Source organism: Acidovorax facilis (assembly GCF_023913775.1).
GTDB lineage: Bacteria > Pseudomonadota > Gammaproteobacteria > Burkholderiales > Burkholderiaceae_C > Acidovorax > Acidovorax facilis.
Window position 1 is genome coordinate 36,864 of record NZ_JAMXAX010000023.1, and the last position, 17,501, is coordinate 54,364.

19 protein-coding genes are annotated in these 17,501 nt (G+C 64.2%); 15 read left to right on the plus strand and 4 right to left on the minus strand.

Translation table 11 applies throughout. The features are described 5' to 3' along the window. Positions 1-3 precede the first annotated feature (3 nt). The gene (gene rfbF / locus NFX52_RS09775) at positions 4-774 is read right to left on the minus strand and encodes a glucose-1-phosphate cytidylyltransferase (protein WP_055398359.1); all 771 of its coding nucleotides are present in this window, start codon (positions 772-774) and stop codon (positions 4-6) included. Positions 775-1,170: 396 nt separating this feature from the next. On the opposite strand from rfbF, the gene motA reads away from it, so the two are divergent. The 9 genes from motA to NFX52_RS09820 all read left to right on the plus strand — a co-directional run bounded on the left by motA (position 1,171) and on the right by NFX52_RS09820 (position 10,683). Beyond that, on the plus strand, positions 1,171-2,031 hold the full coding sequence (gene motA / locus NFX52_RS09780; protein WP_055398297.1) for a flagellar motor stator protein MotA: 861 nt from the start codon (positions 1,171-1,173) through the stop codon (positions 2,029-2,031). A 30-nt stretch (positions 2,032-2,061) separates the two neighbouring features. Beyond that, positions 2,062-2,994 (plus strand): flagellar motor protein MotB, encoded by a 933-nt coding sequence (motB, locus tag NFX52_RS09785; RefSeq protein WP_252635619.1) that lies wholly within the window; start codon positions 2,062-2,064, stop codon positions 2,992-2,994. 72 nt (positions 2,995-3,066) lie between these two features. Further along, on the plus strand, positions 3,067-3,453 hold the full coding sequence (gene cheY / locus NFX52_RS09790; RefSeq protein ID WP_010466076.1) for a chemotaxis response regulator CheY: 387 nt from the start codon (positions 3,067-3,069) through the stop codon (positions 3,451-3,453). Between the two features lie 4 nt (positions 3,454-3,457). After that, a complete protein-coding gene (locus NFX52_RS09795) occupies positions 3,458-4,078 on the plus strand; it encodes a protein phosphatase CheZ (RefSeq protein WP_055398299.1) in 621 nt (206 codons plus the stop codon). Between the two features lie 231 nt (positions 4,079-4,309). Then, complete coding sequence (locus tag NFX52_RS09800; RefSeq protein WP_055398300.1) at positions 4,310-5,464, plus strand: EscU/YscU/HrcU family type III secretion system export apparatus switch protein; 1,155 nt, start codon at positions 4,310-4,312, stop codon at positions 5,462-5,464. After that, a complete protein-coding gene (gene flhA, locus NFX52_RS09805) occupies positions 5,461-7,542 on the plus strand; it encodes a flagellar biosynthesis protein FlhA (RefSeq protein ID WP_055398301.1) in 2,082 nt (693 codons plus the stop codon). The genes NFX52_RS09800 and flhA overlap by 4 nt, the downstream gene beginning before the upstream one ends. Further along, positions 7,539-9,035, plus strand: a complete 1,497-nt coding sequence (gene flhF, locus NFX52_RS09810; protein ID WP_055398302.1) for a flagellar biosynthesis GTPase FlhF — start codon at positions 7,539-7,541, stop codon at positions 9,033-9,035. The genes flhA and flhF overlap by 4 nt, the downstream gene beginning before the upstream one ends. Then, positions 9,028-9,825, plus strand: a complete 798-nt coding sequence (locus NFX52_RS09815) for a hypothetical protein (protein WP_055398303.1) — start codon at positions 9,028-9,030, stop codon at positions 9,823-9,825. The genes flhF and NFX52_RS09815 overlap by 8 nt, the downstream gene beginning before the upstream one ends. A 141-nt stretch (positions 9,826-9,966) precedes the next feature. After that, positions 9,967-10,683, plus strand: coding sequence for an RNA polymerase sigma factor FliA (locus tag NFX52_RS09820; RefSeq protein WP_055398304.1), 717 nt, complete (start codon positions 9,967-9,969; stop codon positions 10,681-10,683). A gap of 254 nt (positions 10,684-10,937) precedes the next feature. Here the strand turns inward: NFX52_RS09820 and NFX52_RS09825 are convergent, their stop codons facing one another. The 3 genes from NFX52_RS09825 to flgA form a co-directional block, all read right to left on the minus strand. Next, positions 10,938-11,312 (minus strand): hypothetical protein, encoded by a 375-nt coding sequence (locus NFX52_RS09825; RefSeq protein WP_055398305.1) that lies wholly within the window; start codon positions 11,310-11,312, stop codon positions 10,938-10,940. Between the two features lie 71 nt (positions 11,313-11,383). Further along, the gene (flgM, locus tag NFX52_RS09830) at positions 11,384-11,704 is read right to left on the minus strand and encodes a flagellar biosynthesis anti-sigma factor FlgM (protein WP_055398306.1); all 321 of its coding nucleotides are present in this window, start codon (positions 11,702-11,704) and stop codon (positions 11,384-11,386) included. A gap of 93 nt (positions 11,705-11,797) precedes the next feature. After that, positions 11,798-12,598: a flagellar basal body P-ring formation chaperone FlgA gene (gene flgA / locus NFX52_RS09835; protein WP_242701158.1), complete on the minus strand. Its 801-nt coding sequence runs from the start codon at positions 12,596-12,598 to the stop codon at positions 11,798-11,800. A 220-nt stretch (positions 12,599-12,818) separates the two neighbouring features. Here flgA and flgB point away from each other — a divergent pair, with 220 nt between their 5' ends. From flgB to flgG, 6 genes are read left to right on the plus strand one after another with little or no spacing between them, the layout of a single operon-like run. Further along, positions 12,819-13,277: a flagellar basal body rod protein FlgB gene (gene flgB / locus NFX52_RS09840; RefSeq protein WP_055398307.1), complete on the plus strand. Its 459-nt coding sequence runs from the start codon at positions 12,819-12,821 to the stop codon at positions 13,275-13,277. A gap of 36 nt (positions 13,278-13,313) precedes the next feature. Beyond that, positions 13,314-13,718, plus strand: coding sequence for a flagellar basal body rod protein FlgC (gene flgC / locus NFX52_RS09845; RefSeq protein WP_055398308.1), 405 nt, complete (start codon positions 13,314-13,316; stop codon positions 13,716-13,718). A 31-nt stretch (positions 13,719-13,749) separates the two neighbouring features. Continuing rightward, complete coding sequence (locus NFX52_RS09850) at positions 13,750-14,403, plus strand: flagellar hook assembly protein FlgD (RefSeq protein ID WP_055398309.1); 654 nt, start codon at positions 13,750-13,752, stop codon at positions 14,401-14,403. A 38-nt stretch (positions 14,404-14,441) separates the two neighbouring features. After that, entirely contained in the window at positions 14,442-15,722 is a 1,281-nt protein-coding gene (gene flgE, locus NFX52_RS09855) for a flagellar hook protein FlgE (protein ID WP_207401959.1), read from the plus strand. Between the two features lie 46 nt (positions 15,723-15,768). Then, entirely contained in the window at positions 15,769-16,509 is a 741-nt protein-coding gene (gene flgF, locus NFX52_RS09860) for a flagellar basal-body rod protein FlgF (RefSeq protein WP_055398311.1), read from the plus strand. Positions 16,510-16,552: 43 nt separating this feature from the next. After that, positions 16,553-17,335, plus strand: a complete 783-nt coding sequence (gene flgG, locus NFX52_RS09865) for a flagellar basal-body rod protein FlgG (protein ID WP_055398312.1) — start codon at positions 16,553-16,555, stop codon at positions 17,333-17,335. Positions 17,336-17,501: the final 166 nt, after the last annotated feature.

Sequence of the window (17,501 nt, forward strand, 5' to 3'; positions counted from 1 at the left end):
TGCTTACCAGCATTTCCAGGGCGCGCGGCCCGATTGCCACAGGTCTTCGAGCAGGTTCTTCTCGCGCAGCGTGTCCATGGGCTGCCAGAAGCCGGTGTGCTCGAAGGCGCGCAGCTGGTCGCTGCTGGCCAGACGGGCCATGGGCTCCAGCTCCCAGCTGGTGGCGTCGCTATCGATGTAGTCAATGACCTCGGGCTGCAGCACAAAAAAACCGCCGTTGATCCACCCGCCATCGCCACGCGGTTTTTCCTCGAACCCGGCCACGATGTCGCCATCGCGCACCAGGGCGCCATAGCGGCCCGGGGGCTGCACGGCCGTCACCGTGGCTTGGCGGCCATGGGCGCGGTGGAAGGCAAACTGGGCCGTCATGTCCAGGTCGGCCACACCATCGCCATAGGTAAAGCAGAAGGGCTCGCCCGCAGGCAGGTATTCCTGCACCCGTCGCAAACGCCCGCCGGTCATGGTGCTTTCGCCGGTGTCCACCAGCGTCACGCGCCAGGGCTCGGCGTGGCGGTGGTGCACTTCCATGCGGTTGTTGGCCATGTCAAACGTTACGTCCGACATGTGCAGGAAGTAGTTGGCGAAGTATTCCTTGATCACGTAGCCCCGGTAGCCCAGGCAGATGATGAAGTCATTGACGCCATGGGCGGCGTACATCTTCATGATGTGCCAAAGGATGGGCCGCCCACCGATCTCGATCATGGGCTTGGGACGCAGGTGCGACTCTTCCGAGATGCGGGTTCCCAGCCCCCCCGCGAGCAGTACGGCTTTCATGCCCGCAGCATAGTGCAGCCCCTGCGCCGCCAAAAGGCCCTGTCACTGTGGAAATACGGGCCAAATGCAGGGATTGGCACCGCGCGCAGATGGAGATGGGTGCAAACAATTGGAATATCGCTATATTTTATATAGCAACAAACCTTCTACCACCAAGCGATAGAGGCTTTTTTTTACATAATCCGCGCCCCAGGACAACCGTCAAAACCCCGGCAAAAGAGGCAAAGGTGTGGCGCTGGCGCCATTTCCCGAAGAAGGCCTGTGTTGATGGCGCTCTTGAGTGCATTCCACACTCATCAATCCGATACATTTACAGTAACCTTCGGTAAGCCGCGTTGCCAGCGGCTCCGCCCGCCCACTTGTTTAGCCCCGGCTGCCGCCCAACACGTCTACAGCATGTTCGTCATCATTGGTTACGTTGTCTGCCTAGGCTGCATCTTCGGCGTGTACATCGTGCACGGGGGGAACATCAGTGTGATCCTGAAGGCCCTCCCCTTCGAGATCGTCACCATTCTGGGCGGCGCACTGGGCGCCTTCGTGGTGAACAACCAACCCAAGGTGATCAAGGCCACCCTGGCGGCCATTCCGATGGCACTCAAGGGCTCCAAGTACACCAAGGCCCGTTACATGGAGCTGATGGCCATGCTCTATGACATCCTGCAAAAGGCCCGCAAGGAAGGGCTGATGGCCATCGAAAAGGATGTGGAAGCGCCCCACGAGTCCGAGATCTTCAAGAAGTACCCCACCGTGGGCAGCGACCACCATGTGATCGAGTTCACCACCGACTACCTGCGCATGATGGTGTCGGGCAACCTCAACTCCCACGAGATCGAAGCGCTGATGGACAGCGAGATCGACACCCACCACCAGGAAGCCCACGCCCCCGTGGCCGCGCTGGCCCGCCTGGCCGGTGCCCTGCCTGCCTTCGGGATCGTGGCCGCCGTGCTGGGCGTGGTGAACACCATGGGCTCGGTGGGCCAGCCGCCCTCGGTGCTGGGCGGCATGATCGGCTCGGCGCTGGTGGGCACGTTCCTCGGGATTCTGCTGGCCTACGGTGTGGTCGAACCCCTGGGCGGCCTGGTCGAGCAAAAGACTGAAGACGCTGCCAAGGAATTGCAGTGCATCAAGTCCACCCTGCTAGCCAGCATGCAGGGCTACAACCCCGCCACGGCCATCGAATTTGGCCGCAAGGTGCTTTTCTCCAGCGTCCGCCCCAGCTTTACCGAGCTGGAGGGGCATGTGAAAGGCAAGAAGTAGCGACGTCCGCGCCGCGAAACCCCAAACGCCATGGCAGAAAAAAAACTCCAGCCCATCATCATCAAGCGCATCAAGAAAGGCGGTCATGCGGTGCATGGCGGCGCCTGGAAGATCGCCTATGCCGACTTCGTGACGGCGATGATGGCGTTCTTCCTGCTGATGTGGCTGCTGGGCTCCACGGCCAAGGGCGAACTGCAGGGGATCGCCGCGTATTTCGCGTCGCCGCTCAAGGTGGCCATGACCGGCGGGGACGGCGCGGGCAACAGCTCCAGTGTGATTCCGGGCGGGGGCAACGATCTCTCGAAGGTGCACGGGCAGGTGCGGCGCTCTGATGTGGAAGAGGCCAAGCAGCGCCGCATGAGCATTGATGCCGCCCGCGCCGAGCGCGCCAAGCAGGACCTGGACCGCATCAAGGCCCTGGAGGCCAAGATCGACGCGCTCATCACCGAAAACCCGCGCCTGAACGGGTACAAGTCGCAGATCAGAATCGACATCACCCCCGACGGCCTGCAAATCCAGATCATCGACGACCAGAACCGCCCCATGTTCGACAGCGGCAGCGCGTTGGTGAAACCCTACATGCGCGACATCCTGCGCGAGATCGGGGCAGCGCTGGGCGGGGTGGAAAACCGCATCAGCCTGGCCGGGCACACCGACGCCGTGCCTTACGGAAACAGCGACCGTGGCTACAGCAACTGGGAGCTGTCGGCCGACCGCGCCAATGCCTCACGCCGCGAGTTGGTGTCGGCCGGCATGCCAGACGCTAAACTGGGACGTGTGGTGGGCTTGGCGGCCAGCGATCTGCTGGAGCCAAACAACCCGCGCGCACCCGCCAACCGGCGCATCACCATCACGGTGCTGACCCGCGAGGCCGAAGAACGACTCATGGGCAAAGGGATTCCCGAAATCACTTCCACAGAACTGCTGAATGAAAAGCGGGAAAATCCCCCCCCAAGCAGGTAACAGTTACGACTTGTCACCAAACCTGCCACCCATGACAATGCCTACAGTAATTCTCGACCGAAAGGGTCCCAAGTGACCACAGCCCTTCGTTTTTTGATCGTTGACGACTTCTCCACCATGCGGCGCATCGTGCGCAATCTGCTCAAGGAAAGCGGCTTTGCCGATGCCGACGAGGCCGAAGATGGCGTGGCCGCTCTGAACAAGCTGCGCAACAGCAAGTTCGACTTCGTGGTGACGGACATCAACATGCCCAACATGAACGGCTTTCAGCTGCTGGCCGAAATCAAGAAGGACGACAAGCTCAAGCACTTACCCGTCCTCATGGTCACAGCGGAAGCCCGCAAGGAAGACATCGTGGCAGCCGCCCAGGGTGGCGCAGCGGGTTACATCGTCAAACCCTTCACCAAGGCCACGCTGGAAGAAAAAGTGACCTTGATCCTGAAAAAGATGGGGCTATGACACCATGGACGACACACCGGACAACAGCCAGCCGCCTGCCGATGTACACCACAAGATTGGCCAGCTGACGCGCCAGCTGCACGACTCGCTCAACGAACTGGGCTATGCCGACAAACTGCGCGGCTCCATGGGCGAACTGCCCGACGCGCAAAGCCGCCTGTCCTACATCGCGCGGTTGACGGGGGAAGCGGCCGAGAAGGTGCTCAACCGCGTCGAACAGGCCAAAGCCCAGCATGACTACATCGCGGCGGAAACGCGCCGGGTCGTCAACTCGCTGGTGGCCGACCCGGTGGCGGCCGTGGCCAAGGGCGAGATCTTCAACTTCCTGACCGATGTGGAGCGCGTGACCAAGGAAGCCGACACGCACCTCACCGAAATCATGATGGCACAGGACTTTCACGACCTCACGGGGCAGGTGATTGCCCGCGTGGTCAACCTGGCGGCCACCATTGAAGACCAGCTGGTCCAGCTGTTGATTCAAACGGCCCCACCCAACGCACAGGTGCCCGTCGAGCCACCCCGCCCTCAGCATCTGCAGGGCCCCGTGGTGGACCCCGAGCACACCCCCGACGTGGTCACCGACCAGTCCCAGGTGGACGACCTGCTGGCCAGCCTCGGGTTCTGAGCCCGTCCGGGGCTTTTTGCGGTCAAAATGGCTGCTAGCGCTTGTCCATCAAGCGCTAGCAGCTATCTTTTTTAGTATTCCATCCCGGCACCACCCACCCTTTTTCGGGTGAGGCCACGCAGGCAAGGCCCCTTCGGCCCGCATGGAAAAGAGGGGGCTGCAGCCCCCTTATCCAGCTTTAGATTTCCGGGCTGCTCACGACAATGGCATGACACCAGCCGTCATGCCACCATGGAATCCAGCCAAGAAAAAAGCCTACCCGCGTCAGAGCGCAAGCTGCAGAAAACGCGCGAAGACGGCCAGGGAGCACGCTCGCGCGATCTCTCCCACCTGGCGATTCTGGGTGCCGGGGCCGCCTGCCTGCTGGTGCTGGCGCCCCAGCTGATGGACCACATGCAGCTGGCCATGAGCCAGCAACTGGCGTTTGACGCCGCCACCGTCATGGCGCCAGGCACCATGCTCAAGCGCCTGCAGGACATGGTGGTGGTGGGCTTGGTGGCCAGTGCCGTGTTTGCCATCCTCACCAGCGCCGCCGCCCTGATCAGCGCCATTGGCGCTGGCGGCTGGATCCTGAGCCTCAAGCCCATCACGCCGCAGTTCAACCGGCTCAACCCGATCTCGGGTCTGGCCAACCTTTTCTCCAAGCAGCAGATGGCCAACGTGGCCAAGATGGTGCTGATGACCGCGATCCTGAGCTATGTGGCCTGGAAGTTCATGGGCAACAGCATCGACACCGTGGCCATGCTGGTGCTGCAGCCCTCCCCCATGGCCATTCGCCAGTTGGCCGACTGGCTGACTTCGGGCATGAGCCTGCTGCTGCTGGTCGTGTTCCTGGCCGCGCTGGTGGACGTGCCGCTGCAGGCCTACTTCTTCAAGTCGCGCCTGAAGATGTCGCACGAGGAAGTCAAGCAGGAGCACAAGGAATCCGACGGCAACCCCCACACCAAGGGCCGCATCCGCCAGAAGCAGCGCGAGATTGCCGACCGCGCCAGCGTGGGCGCAGTTCCCAAGGCCGATTTCGTGGTGATGAACCCCACCCACTACGCGGTGGCACTCAAGTACGACGAAAAGACCATGAGTGCCCCCCAAGTGATATCGCGCGGCACCGACCTCATCGCGCTCAAGATCCGCGACGTGGCCAAGGCGCACGACGTGCCCGTGCTGCAGTCGCCCATGCTGGCCCGGGCGCTGTATGCGCATGCCGAACTGGACCAGGCCATTCCCGCCACGCTCTACACCGCCGTGGCCCAGGTGCTGGCCTATGTCTACCGCCTCAAGGCCGCCCTGCGTGGCGAAGGCCGCATGCCCGACAGCTTGGTGGAGCCCTTCGTTCCGCCTGAACTTGATCCGCTGAACCGCACTCCCGTGCAAGGCGCCGCCGTATGAACACCTCCGTAACGTCTCTTCGACAATGGGCGGGCACCAATGCAGGCGCCCTGCAAGGCCTGTCGGCACCACTGCTGGTGGTGGCGATCCTGGCGCTCATGGTGTTGCCCATCCCGCCCTGGCTGCTGGATGCGTTTTTCACGCTCAACATCGCCGTGGCCCTGATGGTGATGATGGTGGCGGCCTACATGCTGCGGCCACTCGATTTCGCAGCCTTTCCCTCGGTGCTGCTGCTGACCACCCTGATGCGCCTGTCGCTGAACGTGGCCTCCACGCGCGTGGTGCTGCTCGAAGGCCACACCGGCCCCGGCGCCGCCGGTGCGGTGATCGAGGCCTTCGGCCACTTCCTGATCGGCGGCAACTTTGCCGTCGGCCTGATCGTGTTCGCCATCCTTGTGGTGATCAATTTTGTGGTGATCACCAAGGGCGCCGAGCGCATTGCCGAGGTGTCGGCGCGCTTTACGCTGGACGCCATGCCCGGCAAACAGATGGCCGTGGACGCCGACCTGAACGCGGGCCTGATCGACGAAAAAGAAGCCAAGCGCCGCCGCGCCGAAGTGGCTGAAGAAGCCAACTTCTTCGGATCCATGGACGGTGCCTCCAAGTTCGTGCGCGGCGATGCGGTCGCTGGCATCCTGATTCTCTTTATCAACATCATCGGTGGCTTTGCCATCGGGGTTTTGCAGCACGACCTCTCGGCCAAGCAGGCGGCTGATAGCTACATCCTGCTGGCCATTGGTGATGCGCTGGTGGCGCAGATTCCCGGCCTGCTGATCTCGGTGGCTGCGGCCATGGTGATCTCGCGCGTGGGCAAGGACCACGACATGGGCCGCCAGATCGTGCAGCAGCTCTTCATGTCGCCCCGCGTGCTGGGCGTGACCGCCGGCATCCTGCTGCTGCTGGGCGTGATCCCCGGCATGCCCCACATGGTGTTCCTGACCATGGGCGGCCTCTTGGGCTACGCCGCCTGGGTACTGTACGAACGCCAGAAAGTTCCGCCCGAAGTCGAAGCACCGCCCGCCCCGGTCAGCGATGGCGAAGCCACCTGGGACGACCTGCAACCCATAGATCTGCTGGGCCTGGAGCTGGGCTACCGCCTGATCAGCCTGGTGGACAAGAGCCGCCAGGGCGACCTGCTCACCCGCATCAAGGGCGTGCGCCGCAAGTTTGCGCAAGAGGTCGGCTTCCTGCCCCCTGCCGTACACGTGCGCGACAACCTCGAACTCAAGCCCAGCGGCTATCGCATCACGCTACGTGGCGTGGTGGTGGGCGAAGGCGAGGCCTTCCCTGGCATGTTCCTGGCCATCAACCCCGGCGGTATCACCACACCCCTGATCGGCACCCCCACGACCGACCCCGCTTTTGGCCTGCCAGCCCACTGGATCGACGAACGGCAGAAGGAAGCCGCACAAATGGCGGGTTTTACCGTCGTTGATTCCGAAACCGTGATGGCCACCCATTTGTCACACTTGATGCAAGTGCAAGCCGCCAAGCTTCTGAGTCGCACAGAAACCCAGCAACTGGTGGAGCACGTGGCCAAGCTGGCCCCCAAGCTCATCGAAGAAGTGGTCCCCAAAATGGTCTCCATCGCAACGTTCCAGAAGGTCCTCCAGCTGCTGCTGGAAGAGTCTGTGCACATCCGCGATATCCGGACCATCATCGAAACGCTGGCCGAGCACGCTGGTGGCATCACAGACCCGGTCGAGCTGGCCCGCCGCGTGCGCATTGCGCTGTCGCCCGCCATCGTCCAGCAGATTTACGGCCCCACCCGCGAACTCAACGTCATTGCCATCGAGCCGGGCCTGGAGCGCCTGCTGGTGCAAGCCCTGGGCAACGCAGCAGGACCGGCTCTGGACCCCGGCGTGGCCGACATCCTCACGCAAAAGGCCGCCGAGGTGGCCCTCAAGCAGGAAGAGATGGGCCTGCCCGCCTGCCTGCTGGTTCCCGACCAGATCCGCAACGCCATCTCCCGCCTGGTGCGCCGTGTGGCGCCCCGGCTGCAGGTGCTTGCGCACAGTGAAATCCCAGAGACCCACACCATCCGCATTGGGCCGATCCTTAGAGGTGCATCAGCATGAACATCAAACGCTTTACCGCCCCCACCTCCCGCGAGGCATTGGCCAAGGCGCGCATGGCCTTTGGAGAGGGCACCCTCATCCTGTCCAACCGCCCCACGGCCAACGGCGTCGAGGTTGTGGCCACGGCCGAAGACACGCTGTCGGCCCTGGATGGAAGTGCAGGCGCGTCCAGCAACCCGCCCTTACTGGCCCCCACACCGGCGCGCAGCGCCCCCCAGCGCGCCAGCCAGGCCGCCGCAGTCAGCACCCTGGGCCGCAACGCAGTCGAGGAAGACACCGAGCAGCTGGCGATGAGCACGCTGTCGTTCCAGGACTACGTGCGCGAGCGCATGCTGCGCCGCCGCCACGAGGCGCTCAACGGCCCGGCCGAACCACAAACCTTGTCAGAGCGCAGCCGCGACCAGGAGCCCGAGCGCGAACGCATGCCTGCACCCGCCGTGGTGCGCCACAACCCGCTGCGCAGCATCCCCATGGACATTCCACCGGAGCCGCCACGCCGCCGGCAGGAAGCCGCCAGCGCCCACCTGGCCCAGTCGAACAACAACCAGCAAAGCGTGATGAATGAACTCCATGCCATGAGGGAGTTGATCGAAGACCGCTTTAACACCATGGCCTGGCTGGGCCAGGCGCGCCAGAACCCGATCCAGTCCAACCTCATGCTCAAGATGATCCGTGCAGGCTACTCTCCATCTTTGGCCCGCGCCGTGCTCGAGCGCATGCCGGAAGACCTGTCGGCCGCCGAGTCGGTGCGCTGGCTGATGGATGTGCTGGAGCGCAACCTCAAGACCGACCTGGCCGAGCCTCCGCTGTATGAGCAAGGCGGCATCTTCGCGATGGTGGGCTCCACCGGCGTGGGCAAGACCACGACCACGGCCAAGCTGGCCGCGCTGTGTGCGCGCATCCATGGCCCGGGCAGCGTGGGCCTGATCACGCTGGACACCTACCGCGTGGGCGCGCACGAGCAGCTGCGCAGCTACGGCCGCATGCTGGGCATCGTGGCCCATCTGGCGCACGACCGCGCCGCGCTGCAGGACCTGCTGGGCCTGCTCAGCGGCAAGAAAATGGTGCTGATCGACACCACCGGCGTGGCCCCCCGCGACCCGCGCAAGCGCGACATGCTGGACGTGCTGGACCTGCCCCACGTCAACCGCCTGCTGGTGCTCAACGCAGGCTGCCATGGCGACACGCTCGATGACGTGCTCACCGCATTCAAGACCGAAGGTTCCCAGCAAGCCATCCTGTCCAAGGTGGACGAGGCCGTGAAGCTTGGCCCCGCCATCGACGCACTGATCCGCCACCAGATGGTGCTGCGCGGCGTGACCAACGGCCAGCGTGTGCCGGAAGACTGGGAACGTGCCGATGCACACAAGCTCATCAGCACCTCCATGCGCGCGCCTGCCAAGTCGGCCTTCGACCCCAAGGCGACCGACCTGAATTTCTTCTTCTCGCATTCGCCCGACACCATGAACGAACGGGGGCTGGTCGATGCTTGATATCAGCTTTCACCAGGCGGCCGGCCTGCACAGCTTCACCCCGCAGTCAGAGCTGCGCGTGGTGGCTGTTGCCAGCCAGGACAACGCGGGCACCGGGCTGGAGACGCTCTGGCAGATCTGCGCCAGCCTGCAGCGCCTGGGCTACCCGGTCGTGGTGCTCGACGGCACAGCGCAGGAGACGGACGAGTACCCGGGTTTGCTGCACCTGCTGCAACAAGCGCCGTGGAACGAGGGCGTCAGCCTCAACATGGGGGCCATGGCCTCATCGCTGGCGGTGATTCCCGCAGCCAAAGGCCTGCAGCGCATCGGCCGCGAGGCCAGCCGCAACGAAACGGCACCTCTGCATGCGCTGGTGCCGTATTTCAGAACCTACGGGCTCGTGGTGCTGCACGCACCTGCGGCGACGCTGGGATCGCTGCTGACCCACACCGCCACCATTCCGCTGGTGGTCATGGGCGGAGGTTCCGCTGGCGTGCTGACCACTTACAAAAGCCTCAAGCAGATCGCCGTGGACACGGGCCTGCCCTGCATGGTGGCGGCATTGCTGCGCAGCGCGTCGGTGGCAGAGCGGCGCAAAACCCAGCATGCGTTGCAGACGCTGCAGGACTGTGCCGAACGCCACCTGGGTGGCCCGGTGCGCACCACCACAATTGCCACGCAAAGCCCTCAGGACCTTCAGCGCCTGGCCTTGCAACTGCTGGAGAATGCAGGCACCATCAGCGAATCGCTGACTGCCTTGCCCCCTTGCAACATGACAGAGATGCAGGCGCATTTTGTCCGGAGCCATTGACCAGCGTTCGAGAGCGTGTAATGCACTTGTTTTTACCCCTGCAGCTGCGGGCCGCTTGCGGTGTTCAGGCCCTGGCATTCGCTGGGCCCGGCCAACGCACCCGCCCTTCGGGTTTACGGGAACGTGAAGGTGGATAACACGATGTATACCGCCAAAGGCCAACTCGATCGTGATGCGATGATCCGCCAGCACGTTCCGCTGGTCCGCCGCATCGCGCACCACATGATCGCCAAGCTGCCCCCCAACGTGGAGCTGGACGACCTGATCCAGGTTGGCATGATGGGCTTGGCGGAAGCCCTGTCGCGCTACGAAGTGGCCCAGGGTGTGCAGTTCGAGACCTTTGCCACCCAGCGCATCCGGGGCGCCATGCTGGACGAACTGCGCGAGGGCGACTGGATGAGCCGCAGCTCCCGCAAGAGCCAGAAAGACATCGAACACGCCGTGCACCGGCTGGAGCAGAAGCTGGGCCGCAGCCCGCTGGAGTCTGAAATTGCCAGCGAGATGGGCATGAGCTTGGTCGAATACCAAGGTCTGCTCGGCAAGGTTCGGGGTACACAACTGGTGTATCTGGAGGACATGACGCATGGCAACGAGGACGATGACGGCTTCCTGGACCGCCATGTGGCAGACGCCGACGCAGACCCTCTGGAATTGCTGCGCGACCAGCGGCTCAAGATGTCGCTGGTGAATGCCATCAAGACCCTGCCCGAACGCGAGCAGCACATCATGGGCATGTACTACGAGCACGACATGAATCTCAAGGAGATCGCGGCCGTGCTGGGGGTGACCGAATCCCGGGTGTGCCAGCTGCACAGCCAGTCCATCGCACGCCTGCGGGCCAAGATGCGGGCGCACTAGAGCTCCCCCTGAGGCGCTGCGCGCCTTCCCCCTGAGGGGGACGCCACCCCTGGACTGGCAGAGCCAGATCCACGGTGGCACTGGCTTGGGGCAGCGGCCGTTTCAAAGGCCATGCTCGCTAGGTGGAACCTCGGTCTCCACCAATTCACTTCAAAACAATAGCTGCTTACGCTTGCTCTTCAAGGGTTTGAGATAGTTTTTATCTCAAACTCACTATTAAAAAGCGCAAGCAGCTATCTTTTTTGAGCGTCGGCTCAACCAGCCGATTTGTAGATACGGGCCACGCCGGGCTTGCCGGGCTGTGCGCCCCGACCGTCGCCGTAGGTGGAGGGTGTGCCCGCCTGCGGCACCAAGCCTGCCACCTGGCGATCGGCATTCACGGCCAGGCGCGCCAGGCTTTCGCGGTGCACGGCAAGCATGTCGTCAATGGCCCGGGCTCGCTTTTGCAGCTGTGCGGGCACGGGCAGACCCCTGGCTGCCGTCTGCTCCAGAACGCGCGCGAACTGGGCCGCTGCATCCCGCAGGGCCACACTGTTCTTTTCCAGGGATTGGGGGTCTGCCGCGAGAAGGGCGGCGGAGACTTTTTCGATCAGCTGTTCAACAGCCGAGAGGGATTCTTCCAGGGACATGGCGCATTGTGGGGTGGATAGCGCCTGCCTGCCAAGTCTGTCAGTAAAGGTGCGTGCGGGACGCTGAGGAATCAACCGCGCGAGCGGGCCAGGATTTCCTGGGCGTTGGAGAGCATCTTGTCGGCAATGGCTTCGGCGTCCACCGAGAAAGTGCCTTTTTCGATGGCCGACCGCACGGCCTTGACCTTGCTCGCATCAAAATCACCTGTGGAACGGGATGTCTGGTCCAGCGCACGGGCAGCGGTGGAGACGGTGACGGGCACACCGGCGGTTGACACAGCCGCAGCGTCTTTGGCGGCTCCTTCAGCAGCGCTGGCAGGACTTTTGGCTTGCTTGGCAAGCCCCGTCTGCGCCAAGGCGCCCGGGAGTTCCGGTTTTTGACCAATCTTCATCGCTCTCTCCACCACCCCGTTTGATGTGGGGCACAGTAGCAATGTTTTCGACCCATTTGGCCCGGACTTTAGCCATTTATCACCGCCCCGTCATCAAAGAGCGACGACCACCGTCCCAGCTTCGTTCACAGTTCCACTGACTATCCTGCCATTATCCATGCGGATGCGAACAATCTGCCCCGCAGCGCCTGCCGACATGGCCTGCCCTGCGGAGGTGACTGCATAGCCGGGGCCCTGGGCAATCACCTTGACCTGAGCGCCTGCGCGAAAGAGCTGGGGGGGCCGCACCATGGTCTGGCGCAATGCCTGGCCGGCCACCAGCTGGCGCGCAGCCACCTGCCCGACCCACATTTCCGGGCTGGCCATCACGGCTGCCGACTCTTCGGCCCAGTCCACTTCCGCCTCGGTGGCGTCATTGGCGGTCAGCACCGTCCCCGGAGCCACCGGGCCGGTCAGCACCCAAGCCGGGCCAAATGCCTTGACGGTCACCGGCAAGTACACGTTCCATGCGGTTTGCCCCTCGACACAGCGCAGCCCCAGGCGGGTGCGGCCCCAGAGCCGGGCGCCGACCGGCAGGTAGGGTTCGACCCGCGCACACGGCGCCAGCCGCAGCCGCGAGTCGAGTGAGCCAACGCTCACTTCCATACGCAGCGGCAAGCCGGAAGCCTGGTTGCGCGACATCGCGTCATCCAGCCAGCGTTGGGTCAGCGGGCCCAGGTCGGCACTGGGGTCGGCTGCCGCCTGGGCCAGCGCGGCCCCGCTGCTGCCAGCCACTGCAGTCAACCCCAGCACCACCGCCAGAGCGTGCCGAGCCACAGCACGCCGCCCGGCGCTCGCCAGAGCGCCCGCGCGAACCAAAGGGGACACGAAGGGGAAAACGAAGATCGATGGCATGGGGCCTCCTGGGCATCGCAAGTCAACAGGTCTGACCGCGCGGGGCGGCAAAGACTCTTTCACGACTGGAACTATAGGCAGGCGAGCCCTGCGCAAAACCCGAAACTGCGCACCCATTTCCGCGTTCTTCGCGCTTTAGAAAAAAGCGGCGGCTTTCACAATCGAACCACGCCGGAAACCCCCAACCGGCTCCTATTGCAACCCAGGGTGTGAGGCAACCATGCTTGACAAGATGACCAACCGGCTGGACTTTCTCGGCAACGCACTCGTGCTGCGTGCCGAGCGCCAGCGCGCCATCGCCAGCAACATCGCCAACGCTGACACCCCGGGCTACGTGGCACGCGATTTCAGCTTTGGCGATGCGATGCGCGAAGCCACGGGTTCCAGCTCGGGCGTGACGCGCATGGCCACGGGGGGCTCCGTGGGCACTTCAGGCATTGCGGGCGCCAAGGGCGCCACCGACCCCCGCCACATTCCGCTGCCAGCAGCAACCACGGGCACTGGCGCGCCGGGCGCACTGGGTTATTCCGTGCAGACCCAGCCCAGCCTGGACAACAACACGGTGGACCTGGACCGCGAGCGCGCCAACTTTGTCGACAACGCCGTGCGCTACGAAGCCACGCTGCGTTTCATCAACGGCAACGCCAAAACCATGCTCAGCGCGATCCAGGGCCAATAAGCCATCCGCATTGCAGCGCAGAAAGCGAGTCTCCCCATGTCCATGTTCTCCATCTTCAGCGTCTCAGGCAGCGCCGTCAGCGCGCAGTCGCAGCGGCTCAACGTGGTGGCCAGCAACCTGGCCAATGTGGACGCCGTGGCAGGCCCCGATGGTCAGGCCTACAAGGCACGCCAGGTGGTGTTCCAGACAGCGCCCATGGGGGCCGACAGCTCTGCGGGCGTCAAGGTCAGCGGTGTCAGCGAAAGCAATGTGCCGGGCCGCCGCGTGCACGACCCCAGCCACCCGTCGGCCGACGAGCAGGGGTATGTGACGCACTCCAACGTCAACGCGGTTGAGGAGGTGGTCAACATGATCTCTGCCTCGCGCTCGTACCAGAACAACGTCGAGGTCATGAACACGGCCAAGTCGCTGCTCCTCAAAACCCTGCAGATGGGCCAGTAAGGCAAGAGCCTGCTCCAAGAAGGACACCACCATGATTCTCAGTGCCACCAACGCCGCCACGGTGACGGACTCGTCCAGCACCAAGGCCAACGCGTCCACCGACCCGGCTGCCGCGCAAGACCGCTTTTTGAAACTGCTGGTTGCGCAGCTGAACAACCAGGACCCGATGAACCCCCTGGACAACGCCCAGATGACTTCGCAGATCGCGCAGATCAACACGGTGACCGGCATCCAGCAACTGAACCAGACCATGCAGAGCATGGCTTCGCAGTTCAACTCGCTACAGGTCATGCAGGGCACAGCCCTGGTGGGCCGCAATGTGCTGACCGAGGGCTCCAGCCTGGCGGTGGCGGACAAGACCGGCAAGGGCGGCTTCGAGCTGGGCTCGGCCGCCACCAACGTGAAGATCGAGGTCACGACCGCAGGCGGGCAGGTGGTGGACACCATCGACCTGGGTGCCAAGGCGGCGGGCCGCCACACCTTCGACTGGGACGCCAGCCAGTACACCGGCTCCACCGAAGGGCTGCAGTTCCGCGTGACGGCCGTCAATGGCTCCACCAAGCTGGACTCCACCGCACTGAACCTTGCCAAGGTGACGGCCGCAGGCGCCGAGGACGGACAGCTGGTGCTGAGCCTGTCCAACGGCAAAACCATCAACTACAGCCAGATCAAGGCCTTGGTGTAACACCAGCCTGCTTCGTATCGCGTCAACAGGAGAACACCATGAGTTTTCAGCAAGGCCTGTCCGGCTTGAACGCCGCCAGCAAGAACCTCGATGTCATCGGGGACAACATTGCCAACTCCAACACCGTCGGGTTCAAGGCCTCGCGGGCCGAGTTTGCCGAGATGGTGGCCTCTGCCATCGGCTCGGCAGGGGGCTCCAATGCAGGCATCGGCGTGGAAGTGGGCGCCGTGGCGCAGCAATTCACCCAGGGCAACCTGACCATCACCGGCAACAGCCTGGACGTGGCCATCAATGGCAATGGGTTCTTCACCCTCACGCTGCCCGATGGCACCGCCGCCTACACCCGCTCCGGCAACTTCAAGCTGGACAAGGAAGGCAACATGATCACCAACGACAACGCGTCGGTGATGGGCTACCCGGTGGACCCGGTGACGGGTCTGCGCACCGGCACCGACCCCATCCCCATGGTGTTCCCGACCGCCGAGCCGATTCCCGCCAAGCAGACCACCACGATCACGGCGGCCTTCAACCTGGACGCCCGCGCCACCGACGCGGCGGGCAACCCCGCAGCCACGCCCCCCATCCCGGCCACGCCGCGCGCCACCTATGGCACGTCGATCAACGTGTTCGACAGCCAGGGCGTGGCCAAACCGGTGAGCCTGTACTTTCAGAAAACCGCCACCGCCAACACCTGGGACGTATACGACGCCCTGGACGACCCCACCGCTGTGCCGCCCGTGGTGGCCACGCCGATCGGCCAGATCACGTTCGACAACAACGGCGCCATCACCGGCCCGGTGGCCACGCCACCCGCCACGGGCTTTTCGCTGCCGCTCACCATCAACCCCACGCCGCCCAACCCCAATAACCTGCCCACCTATACCGTGGACGTGAGCCTGGACAAGGTGACACAGTTCGGCAAGAAGTTCGCGGTGTCCAACCTGAGCCAGGACGGCTACACCTCGGGCGAGCTGACCGGCATCAACATCGAGAACAACGGGATGATCATGACCCGTTATTCCAACGGCGTGACGCGTGCCGAGGGCCAGCTGGCGCTGTCGAGTTTCCGCAATACGCAGGGCCTGGCCTCGGTGGGCAGCAACAACTGGGTGGCCACGTTCGAGTCGGGCCAGCCCGTCGTCGGCACCGCCACGGATGGCAGCTTTGGCTCGCTGCGCTCGGGCGCCCTGGAAGACTCCAACGTGGACCTCACGGCCGAGCTGGTGAACATGATGATTGCCCAGCGCGCCTACCAGGCGAACGCACAGACCATCAAGACGCAAGATCAGGTGATGTCCACCCTGGTGAACCTGCGCTGACCGGCTGAACCCCCACTGAACCCGCCCAGGACACCGGAGATCCCCCATGGACCGCATCATCTACACCTCGATGACAGGCGCCAACGCCGCCGCCCACCGGCAGGCGGTGCTGTCCAACAACCTCGCCAACGTGTCCACCGGCGGGTTCCGCGCCGAGATGTCCACCTTCCGCTCGGTGCCGCTGCAAGGCGACGGCGCCAAGACGCGCGTGTTTGCGCTGGAGGCCACCTCGGGCTACGTCAACACCCCCGGCCCTGTACAACGCACCGGCCGCAACCTCGACGCCATGGCGGCCGGCAACGCCTGGTTTGCAGTGCAGGGACTGGATGGCACCGAGGCCTACACCCGTGCGGGCAGCTTTGAGGTGTCGGCCACGGGCCAGCTGCTCACCCCCACCGGCCTGCCTGTGTTGTCCGATGGCGGAGTGCCCATCGACGTGCCGCCCGGTGCCGATGTGTCGCTCGGGTCGGACGGTACCGTGACCTCAAAGATCCCGGGCCAGCCCGCCCAGGCCATTGGCCGCCTCAAGCTGGGCACTCCCACGCCGGAAGACCCGCTCAAGCGCGGCGACGACGGGCTGTTTCGCACCACGTCGGGCGACCCCATGCCCAACGACGCCAACGCGCGCATGCTGTCGGGCACGCTGGAGGGCTCGAACGTGAACCCGGTCGAATGCATGGTCGGGATGATCGCTGCATCGCGCCAGTTCGAGCAGCAGATGAAGCTGCTGCAGACCGCCGAAACCAACGACAAGACCGCCAGCAAGCTGCTGAGCATGAACGGCTGATGCCGCTGCCACCCCCAGCACGCACCCGCCATAAGGAAGCACCATGATCAACTCCCTCTGGATCGCCAAGACCGGCATGTCTGCCCAGCAGACCCAGCTCGACGTCATCTCGCACAACCTGGCCAACGTCTCCACCACGGGCTACAAGCGCAACAACGCGGTGTTCGAAGACCTGATCTACCAGAACCTGCGCCAAGTGGGTGCCAACACCACCGAACAAAACCAGCTGCCCACCGGCCTGCACCTGGGCCTGGGCGTGCGCACGGTGGCCACCAGCCGCAACTTCATGCAGGGCAACCTGCAGGAGTCCAAGAACAACCTGGATGTCGCCATCAACGGCAACGGCTTCTTTGAAGTGACCATGCCCGATGGCACCGTGGGCTACACCCGCGACGGCTCCTTCCAGGTCGATGCCCAGGGCCGCATGGTCACGTCCAGCGGGCTGCCCGTGGTCAATGGCATCACCATTCCGGCCAACGCCACCAGCGTCAGCATCAGTGCCGAAGGCGCCGTGGCAGTCACCGTGCCGGGCAACACACAGCCGCAGACCGTGGGCAACCTGGCCATGGCCAGCTTCATCAACCCGGCCGGCCTAGAGCCCATCGGGCAGAACCTGTTCAAGGAATCCGCCGCCTCCGGCCAGCCCCAGCAGGGCACCCCCGGCACGAACGGCCTGGGCATCATCAAGCAGGGGTTTCTGGAAGCCTCCAACGTCAACGTGGTGGAAGAGCTGGTCACCATGATCCAGACCCAGCGCGCCTACGAGATGAATTCCAAGGCCATCCAGACCTCGGACCAGATGCTTGCCAAGCTCGCCCAGCTGTGACCGGAACGTCCCCCGCGCTTTTGCCCAGGATCTTCGCCATGCGCACTTTCACACGCCCTCTTCGCCTGCTGCAGGCACTTGGCTCGCTGCGTGCGGGCATCCCCGCGCTGGGCGCAGCACTGCTGTGTGCCGGCTGCGCCACCCTGTCGCCACCGCCGCCGGTGGA